Source organism: Syntrophales bacterium (assembly GCA_030018935.1).
GTDB lineage: Bacteria > Desulfobacterota > Syntrophia > Syntrophales > CG2-30-49-12 > CG2-30-49-12.
Map to the genome: position 1 here is coordinate 1 of JASEGZ010000047.1, position 9,022 is coordinate 9,022.

Genomic DNA, 9,022 nt, shown 5'->3' on the forward strand with positions numbered 1-9,022 from the left:
ACCCCCTCTTCAAACTCCACAACACCGACACAGTAAGGATTCTTCCTGTTGAAACCCTCTGCTACCATCGAAGGGGGGCCAACATGGATGGCGGTAAAGGCAGCCAATTTCCCCTTGCCCTTCATTTCCACCCATTCCATCTCCGAAGAGTAACATTCTATGCAAATGGGGCGGGGAGGGAGATAAAGGGCGCCGCAACCCTTGCACTTACAGCCCATCAGTTTATCTTCGTTAAGAAACTGTTTATACGATACGTCACTAAAAGCTCTATTCTCCATAGGTCTTTACCTCCTGATTATCTTCTCTCGAGAATCGTGAATGTGCAGGTGCCCCCTGTTCCTCCCAGGTTGTGGGCGCCGCCAATCCTCAGATTCTTATTGGGAATCTGTCTCTTTCCCGCTTTACCTCTCAACTGCTCCCAAAGCTCTTCCAATTGGGCGACACCGGTAGCTCCCACGGGGTGACCTTTACACTTCAATCCCCCGGAAGTATTGATCGGAATCGGGCCATCCAGTCTTGTCAGACCGCTTTCCACTGCCTTGTACGCCTCGCCGGGCTTGAAAAATCCGAGGTCTTCCATGTGGATGATTTCCGCAATGCTGAAACAATCGTGGACTTCGGCGAACTGGATATCCCCCGGTTTCAGTCCCGACATCTCATAAGCCTCCTTCGCGGCATGCCTTGTGGCTTCAAAACAGGTTAAATCTCTGGCGGCATGCAGTCCTTTGCCGCTTCCCTGTCCCAATCCCACGACATACAGGGGATCGTCGGTAAAATCCCTGGCGATATCTTCCGCCACAAGCAGGGCACAGCTTGCCCCATCACTTATGGGACAACAGTCGTAGAGGTTCATCGGCCAGGCCACCGGGGGGTTTGCCTTTGGGTCCCGGAGAAAATCCTTTTCATCTCTCCATATTGGCAAAGGTTCACCCTTTTTCTTCGCACTTTCCCTCTTCTGGTTCATAAGATCGGCAATGGTGAGTTTGAACTGCGCCCTCGGGTTTAACGGCGCATTATTATGGCTTTTTATCGTAACATTCATGAGATGTTCACGAGAAGCTCCATACCTGGCGAAATAGGCCGTGGCCAACGCCCCAAAAACAGCGGGGAAGGTAAAACCGACCTGCATTTCGTATGGCGCAAGGGCCAGACCCAAACCCTCGGCAACCTCTTCTGTTGTCCGCTTTGACATCTCTTCCACGCCACCGACCAGCACAATGTCATAGAATCCGGAGGCGACGGCAAAGACGCCCTCCCGGAAGGCAAGGGCGCTTGAGGCGCAGGCGCCTTCAGTCCTCGTTGCGGGTATCGGCGACAGCCCTAAAATATCCGAGATTATTGGACCCCAATGGGCCTGATGTACAAAGAAATCGCTGGTAAAGTTCCCCAGATAGAGGGCATCTATATCCTTCGGGTCAACTCCTTTGTCCACAGAGGCAAGCATTTCTTTAAAAGCCTCCACGAACAGATCCTTTGAATCTTTATCCTTGTACACGTTAAACGGAGTCATGCCGACTCCCACCACTGCTACTCCTCTTCCCAATTTTCTCCGCCTTTTCATATTAAAATCCTCCGTACTTAAAAAGTGAATTCTTATCTCTCACGGGCCATGATGTTTGACAGACAGGAGGAAACCTTCGTGGCCAGTCGCTTGAGCAGGCTCGTATCCATCCCTGGCTGGTACCGCAACCTGGAAAAATCACCATGGTTTAAACTGCCGATAATATCGCCATCAAGGGTGAGGGGGGCTATGGCAAGGGATTTGATTAAAAATTTCTTGCTCTGGGGAAAGAGCTTATAAAAGGGTTTCAGATCACCGTTGGCAAGGACAGGCATTGTATCATGGGCAATAAGATCGAGGAACACTGCCTGTTCTATAATGTTCAAACGATCCTTAAATATCTCGGAAGAATACAGCGTCTCAACCAGGCTCGACACCTCTCTCTTTATTCGAGGCAGGCCCTTACCGTTGGCTACAAGGGAAAGCCAGACAAAAGAAATCTCAAACTCTTCTTCGATCCCCGGGAGAAGCGCTTCAAAAAGCTCGCTTGCGCTGGAGGCCGACGATATTTTCGTTTCGATCTTGGAAAATTTCCTGGCGATCTCTTCGTTCTTTTTTACTATCTTTAGGATCTCTTCATTCATTTCCTTCCTCCCCCTTGTCGAATTCAGCAACTAAGATAGTATGGTCAGACGGTTTTTCGGCACGTCTTGCATCCATGACGATGATGCAGTTAAGCGAACGGTCAGCAAGGGGCGACGTGGCCAGGATATGATCTACCCGCCAACCCAGCCCCCTTTCCACGGACCGGGGAACATAGGCATTTATCACAGGAATATCCGAAAATACCCCCCTGATCAGGCGGTCTTCATCTCTCGGGCCGCCGTCATCAAGGCCGAAAGAGACCTCTTCCGGCTTTACAAGGGACGCCACGGCCACGCCATTGTATTGCGTTTTCCCCTTAAAAACAACGTGATAACCAATCCCCTCAAACTCCCCCGCGGGAAATCTGTCGTCATTCACTTTGGTTTCCTGCAAGCAGAATACATCCGGACGATTCTTCTCCAGCCACGAAACAACTATATGGAGACGGGAACGTATAGAGTTCACATTGTAAGTGGCGATCTTAAAGACTGCCAATGCATTATCCTTTCATCGCCGGTAACTGGCAATGGCAGTATGGATTATGGGCTTGATTTTTAAAAAAATATCATGGTATTGATTAACATTCAAGTCCTTTGTCTTGTAATCTTTGATTGACGTTCGGGAAACTAAAGGGAAGGAGGGGATAGGCTATAATGGATAGGTCAAAATTCAACTTCATAATTGCCGCCTTGATGTCCATTTGTATGATAGCAATTATAGGGATAGGGTTTCTAATGAAATTTGTTTTGATTCCAGGCAAAGAAAGGTGGGTAAAATATGGCAGAAATGTAGATCTATTCTTATTTGGTATGGACCGGCACGAGTGGGGAACGATTCATCTTATTCTTGGTTGTATCTTACTTGGATTGTTAGTGCTTCATATCATCCTACACTGGAAAATGATATTGGGTATGTATCGCAGATTAATAGGCAGTCAAATGGCGAGAAAAGTGATTGCCACAGTATTTATAATCACTTGTGCATGTTTGGTAATTTTTCCTTTTTATGTGAACATAGAAGTGCGAGAACTTGGGCGAGGAGAAGGACGTCGTATATGCTGGAACCGTTAGGCGACATGTTTCTTCAGAAAAGGTTTAAAGGATTGGTATCATAAAATGAGATGGTTCAAGGATTTATATGATAGGAATGTGCGTCTTACTGATGAGCGCCTTGAACATTTTGAAAATGATCATCCAGAAATGGCTGGTCAAATTGACAAGGTTGCAGAAACGTTATCACAGCCGGAGATTGTTGTCAGATCGAAGACCGATTCAGAAGCGGAACTTTTTTATCGCCATTACCTGATGACTCCTATTGGTGAGAAATATATGTGTGTTGTCGTGAAGGTCAAGGTTGACGGTGTTTTTATACTGACGGCATATTTTACGGACGCTATCAAAAAAGGAGATGTGTTATGGGAGAAGTAATAAAAGTTTGGTATGACAAAGAAGGGGATTATCTTGAAGTTCTCTTTGAACGAAAGACAGGGTATTTCAAAGAGACAGAAAATGACGCAGTGATGGAAAAAGTAGATAATGAAGGAAATGTTATTGGATTTTCCATATTGAAAGTCAGTGCGTTAAAAAAGCAAAGACCTCTATCGATTGAACTGAAGAAACACGTCGCCTAACACAGTGCAAACGGCTCACGCCCAAACCGCAAGGTTTTGTTTGCACTTGAACGTTAGGCGAAATGACCAAGTTCGTATGTTGTTACCATTCTGAAAAGAGGAGGGGCAATTGAGCCAAAAATACGATGAAGCGAACTCGCTATATAAAACAGCTCACTCACTATCAGAACAGGGTAATCCTGAAAATGCCCTGAAACACTATCGTGCCGCTTTAGAACTTCTGAAGGATATGGGTGACAGGGATGCCCAGGCAAGGGTGCTCAACAATATGGGCCACATCCATGTTCAGCGGTGCGAATGGGATGATGCCCTGAAATGCTTTAAAGAAGCCAAGAGTATCTTTGAAGCAACTAACGATAAACTTGGTATGGCTGACCAACTGCAAAACATCGGATCTGTGCATAGGGATAAAGAAGAATATGACGCTTCACTTGGACACTACCAGGATTCTCTTTCTCTATACGAGGAGCTTTCAGAAACCTGCAGTATCGCCAACCAGATGACAAATATAGGTTATATCTATGCCATGACTAATAAACCGTTACAGGCCGTTGAATGGTTTGAGAAGGCATTACCCCTATATGAGCAGATAGGCGAGTCGAAACGGGCCTACCTTACCAGAAAAAACATTGAGAATCTGAGGTGCAGGTAAAAACCAAAAAGGGAATTTTAATGATGAAAGGTTTGGAACTTGCGGAAAGTTATTATCTGGCCTGTGGGGTTCCCATGCTCAAAGAGAAGTTTGCCCCCTATGCTGACCGGATAGCCGCCGGGCTGGTGGGTGACGGCTCTGAATGTCTTGGTTTTGATGACGAAATTTCCCAGGATCACGACTGGGGCCCCGGTTTCTGCCTGTGGTTGATAGAAGAGGATTTCCAGGCTATAGGTAATGCCCTTAATGATGCATTGTCAAAGCTTCCCCAGACCTTCGGCGGTTACGGTCCCCGACAGATGAGTGAATGGGGAACGGGCAGAGTAGGAGCTTTCGAGATATCCAGGTTTTATAGTAATTTTATCAGTGTCAACTGTATTCCCGCTGATCTTAATCAGTGGCTCTTCATCCCTGAGGATTGTCTGTCTGCCTGCACAGATGGAAAGGTTTTTCATGATCCGCTCGGTGAATTTACGCGCTGGAGAGATGCCCTGCTGGCATTCTACCCGGAAGATGTGCGGCTCAAAAAAATTGCTTCCCGCTGCATGACCATAGCCCAGTCGGGGCAGTACAATTTCAAACGGTGTGTACAGCGAAAAGAATACTTCGCCGCCCAGTACGCAGAAACCAAATTCTGTGCCGATGTGATCTCCTTAATCTTCCTTCTGAACAAAAGATACACCCCCTTCTACAAATGGATGCATCGGGCCCTCAAAGAGCTCCCTCTCCTGGGGGAGTTGATTCATGCCAGGATAACGGATATTGTCATCTCAAACGATTATGAAGAAAAAATCAGCATTGTTGAGGATATCTGTCTCCGCATTATTGATGAACTCAGAAACCAGGGACTATCGGATGCAGAAAGCAGTTTTCTCCTTGATCATGGGCCGCAGATCCAAAGTAAAATAAAAGATAAGCAGTTAAGGGAAAGAAATGTCTGGGTAGGATAAGAGGGGGGTCTTCTATGAGAAATATACTCATTATAGGTGGCAGCTATTTTGTGGGGAGGGTCTTTGTCGAAGAACTGGTGAAAAAAGCCGGTTACTCCATCTATGTTGTAAACAGAGGTAACGTACCCCTGAATATGGAAGGCATGCATGAGATCGTCTGTGATAGAAATGACGGCGATGGGTTACGCCATAAACTTCCCTCTCTTGACCGGCTTGCCATAGTTGACTTCTGTGCCTATGAACCACGAGATATTAAAAATCTAATCTCGGTCTTACCGGAAGGTTCATTTAAACAGTATATCTACATCAGCACCACGTCCATCTACAAGGATACCCTGCAATTGCCTGTTATGGAAGATAGTCCCAAGCTGACAGGACCGCAACCGGAGCTGGGACCGCAGATGGCTAATTATGCCTTTAACAAGTGGCTGGGGGAATTAGAGCTCATGAAACAATGCCGGCAACGCAAGTGTCATTACACCTGTCTCCGTCCGGCGATCATCTACGGCAAGTACAACTATGCACCGAGAGAGAGCTGGTTTTTTGACATGATCCATCAAGATAAGACCATCGTCCTGCCGGATAATGAACTTGCCCTCTTCCAGTTTGTGTCGGTCTGGGACGTGGCAAAGATCATCATTGCCTGCCTGGAAAACGAAAAGGTTTTCGATAAGGCATTTAATCTCTCTGCCGGCGATCTGGTCTCGTATCGCAGGTTTGTAGAGGTGTTAAAAGAAATTACGGGAAAAAGGATTTCCGTCAGGACTGAGAGTATCGCAACTATTGATCAGCAGCGAATTCCATTGCCCTTTCCCCTGGACAAACATCTGATTTACTCGGGGGCCTTAATCCAGCAGGTACTTGGTCTTCAGTACACCCCTTTTAAGGAAGGGATGAGACAAACGTACGAATACTATAAGCAAAAGAACGCTTAAAGCTATCAGGCAAGCGGAGAGGTGAAGGACAATCTTATATTTCTTTACGGAAAAATAATAGAGGAATCAAACCAGAGTTACTTATTAGAAGCATTTCCCATTCCACGATAAAAAAGTAGATAAAAAATAGTATTTATGGTATTAAAATTCTCGTGGTGCTAAAGTGGCGAAAAACAGGGGGGATATTCTAAATGTAAATGAAAGGAGGGTTTTAAAATGATAGGAATGGATTTCATTAGCTTTCTCATTTTATTGGTTATTAGTATTGTTGTCTCTGGGATATTACATTTCATCTTTAAGTATTACGTTATACCGGGATGGTGGTCTTATTTCTGCAAAGTCGGCATCGGATGGATCGGTGCATGGTTAGGTTCCCCGGTATTCGGTTATTGGTGGCAAGGCTTAAATTATAAGCAAGTATATATTGTCCCTGCAATTCTGGGTTCTTTATTTATTTTGGTTTTTGCAGTGGACTTTGTTAAGTCTTGTGCTACTGTTTCTAAGAGTGCGGGGTAATTACCTTATCTCGCCCTGGTTAGAACATAATTTTATAGATCCCCCCTGTTTGGGTTTTGTGGACTTCTTATCAAACCCCTGTTGACTGATCCCCGTGAACTGAGACCTTTGAAAAACTGAAAATTGACTTCGTGAAGAAGGTCTTTGAACTGTTACCTAAAGGCGGAGATCAGAGACAACTCAATTAAAAGCGGAAATTCCCAGGACGTCACGGGCAATCATTAACCGCTGGATCTCATTCGTTCCTTCGGCTATGGTAAAGTAACGAATATCCCGATAGTAACGTTCCACAGGAAATTCTTTCGTATATCCATATCCTCCATGTATCTGCAGAGCTTCTTCCGCTATTTTCAATACATTTTCCGTGGCAAAAAGCTTCGCCATTGACGCCTCCCTTCTACAGGGTTTACCTTTGTCGAGAAGGTCACTGGCCTGAAATCCTAACAGTCTCATCGCGCTGGTAAGGGTGACCATGTCACTGATCTTGGCCTGGATAAGCTGAAAGGCCCCTATTGGTTTACCAAACTGGACTCGGTTCTTGGCGTATTCGACGGCGGCATCAACGCATGCCTGGGCAACCCCCGCGGCAATAAAAGCCACCATCGCCCGGGCGCTGTTTAAGAACTTCAAACCCTGCCGCAGACCATCCCCTACCTTACCGAGCAGGTTTTCCTGGGGCACCTCACAGTCCTCAAAAATCAATTCAGCCAGGGGGCTACAGACCAACCCCATTTTCTCTATCGGCCTTGCCTTATAACCCATCATCCTTTCCACGAGGAAAGCGGCAGTCCCATTTATTCCCTTAGACTTATCGGTCTGGGCAATGACAATACCAATATCACCCTCGACGCCGTTGGTGATAAGCATTTTAGTGCCATTTAGAATCCACCTGCCGTCGGTAAAGACCGCTCTCATCTCGATACTCGAGGCATCGGAACCTACATTAGGCTCTGTGAGAGCAAAGAAACCTATTGATTCACCGCACAAAAGCGACGGCATAAATCTCTCCCGCTGCGCCTCCGTTCCATAATCATGGATGTGGGTTAAGACGGAGTTTGAAATGCTGACCACGGCACGCAGAGACGGCCATACCCTCGATAACCCTTCAATCATCAGAAAGTAGGTGGTATAACTCAGCCCCGCTCCCCCCGCCTCCTCGGGTAGCAGCCCCCCCAGATAACCAAAGGGGATAAGCTTCTTTACCAGTTCCTTGGGGACGGGCCGGCCCGATTTCTCATACTCATCAACTAAAGGCCGGATTTCTTTATCAAGGAAACGCCGGACCGTTTCCTTGATCATTCGCTGTTCTTCCGAAAGTTCCATGTCCATAGTCTGTCTCCTGCCTGTCCTGCGCGAACGCTTTTCTGTTTATAATCTGCCGATCATATTCCTGGCAATGACCACCCTCTGTATCTGATTACTCCCATCATAAATCTGGACAGACTTTGCGTCCCGCATCCTTCTCTCGATGGGGAAATCCTTTGTATATCCATAGCCACCCATGATTTGAACGGCATCTGTGGTTACCTTCATCCCCACATCGGCGGCATAACACTTGGACATACAAACCAGAGACTCAATTTCATTGAAACTTGCCCCATTTGTATCCATAAGGTAGGCTGTCCTGTATATCAGGGACTTGGCGGCCTCTATCTCCATCGCCATGTCGGCCAGCATAAACTGGATGCCCTGGAAAGCGGCGATAGGTTTGCCAAACTGGACCCTCTGCTTACTGTACTCTATGACGTACTCCAGCGCCCCCTCGGCATTCCCCAGGGCCGTACACCCTGCTCCCCAGGCACGCATCATATTAGCTACACCGGTGAGGAGACTCCAGCCTTTGTTCACCTCCCCGATAAGATTATCTCTGGGTGCCTTTACATCCTCAAAGATCAGCTCAACCGTTCCTGTTCCTCTGAATCCCATTTTGTTTTCCTTTTTTCCTACACGAAAACCAGGAGTGTCTTTATCTACCATCATCACGCTGATCCCTTTTGCCTTTTCTCCCCCGGTCCTTACAAAAACAAGGTGTAATTCCGCTATCTCACCGGTCGTGATGAAGACCTTTGTGCCGTTTATCATATAATGATCTCCATCCAGGACAGCCCTTGTCTGAAGAGAGGCGGCATCAGAACCGTAATTCGGCTCTGTCAGGGCAAAGGAACATGCCTGTGTCCCCTCCTCGAGCCTCTT

At 46.7% G+C, this 9,022-nt stretch carries 12 protein-coding genes; 6 read left to right on the top strand and 6 right to left on the bottom strand.

Annotation, left to right across the window (positions count from 1 at the left end; all coding sequences use genetic code 11):
* The 4 genes from QMD03_08420 to QMD03_08435 all read right to left on the bottom strand — a co-directional run.
* On the bottom strand, positions 1-278 hold a 278-nt coding region (locus QMD03_08420; GenBank protein MDI6777240.1), incomplete at its 3' end, for a zinc ribbon domain-containing protein.
* A gap of 17 nt (positions 279-295) precedes the next feature.
* Positions 296-1,561, bottom strand: a complete 1,266-nt coding sequence (locus QMD03_08425) for a hypothetical protein (protein ID MDI6777241.1) — start codon at positions 1,559-1,561, stop codon at positions 296-298.
* Between the two features lie 32 nt (positions 1,562-1,593).
* Complete coding sequence (locus QMD03_08430) at positions 1,594-2,145, bottom strand: GAF domain-containing protein (GenBank protein ID MDI6777242.1); 552 nt, start codon at positions 2,143-2,145, stop codon at positions 1,594-1,596.
* Positions 2,138-2,641 carry an exodeoxyribonuclease III gene (locus QMD03_08435; GenBank protein MDI6777243.1) on the bottom strand — a complete coding sequence of 168 codons (504 nt, stop codon included), beginning with the start codon at positions 2,639-2,641 and terminating at the stop codon, positions 2,138-2,140. Before QMD03_08435 ends, QMD03_08430 begins: the two co-directional genes overlap by 8 nt.
* A 620-nt stretch (positions 2,642-3,261) precedes the next feature.
* On the opposite strand from QMD03_08435, the gene QMD03_08440 reads away from it, so the two are divergent.
* From QMD03_08440 to QMD03_08465, 6 genes are all read left to right on the top strand, one after another.
* Complete coding sequence (locus QMD03_08440) at positions 3,262-3,573, top strand: hypothetical protein (GenBank protein ID MDI6777244.1); 312 nt, start codon at positions 3,262-3,264, stop codon at positions 3,571-3,573.
* Entirely contained in the window at positions 3,561-3,776 is a 216-nt protein-coding gene (locus tag QMD03_08445; GenBank protein ID MDI6777245.1) for a DUF2283 domain-containing protein, read from the top strand. The genes QMD03_08440 and QMD03_08445 overlap by 13 nt, the downstream gene beginning before the upstream one ends.
* Positions 3,777-3,885: 109 nt before the next feature.
* Positions 3,886-4,428, top strand: coding sequence for a tetratricopeptide repeat protein (locus tag QMD03_08450; GenBank protein MDI6777246.1), 543 nt, complete (start codon positions 3,886-3,888; stop codon positions 4,426-4,428).
* Positions 4,429-4,448: 20 nt separating this feature from the next.
* Positions 4,449-5,378, top strand: a complete 930-nt coding sequence (locus tag QMD03_08455; protein MDI6777247.1) for a DUF4037 domain-containing protein — start codon at positions 4,449-4,451, stop codon at positions 5,376-5,378.
* 14 nt (positions 5,379-5,392) lie between these two features.
* Positions 5,393-6,313 (top strand): NAD-dependent epimerase/dehydratase family protein, encoded by a 921-nt coding sequence (locus QMD03_08460; GenBank protein MDI6777248.1) that lies wholly within the window; start codon positions 5,393-5,395, stop codon positions 6,311-6,313.
* 216 nt (positions 6,314-6,529) lie between these two features.
* Positions 6,530-6,829, top strand: coding sequence for a hypothetical protein (locus QMD03_08465; GenBank protein MDI6777249.1), 300 nt, complete (start codon positions 6,530-6,532; stop codon positions 6,827-6,829).
* Between the two features lie 180 nt (positions 6,830-7,009).
* Here the strand turns inward: QMD03_08465 and QMD03_08470 are convergent, their stop codons facing one another.
* Positions 7,010-8,158 (bottom strand): acyl-CoA dehydrogenase family protein, encoded by a 1,149-nt coding sequence (locus QMD03_08470; GenBank protein MDI6777250.1) that lies wholly within the window; start codon positions 8,156-8,158, stop codon positions 7,010-7,012.
* 39 nt (positions 8,159-8,197) lie between these two features.
* Positions 8,198-9,022, bottom strand: an 825-nt coding sequence (locus QMD03_08475; protein MDI6777251.1) for an acyl-CoA dehydrogenase family protein, incomplete at its 5' end; no start/stop codon positions are given.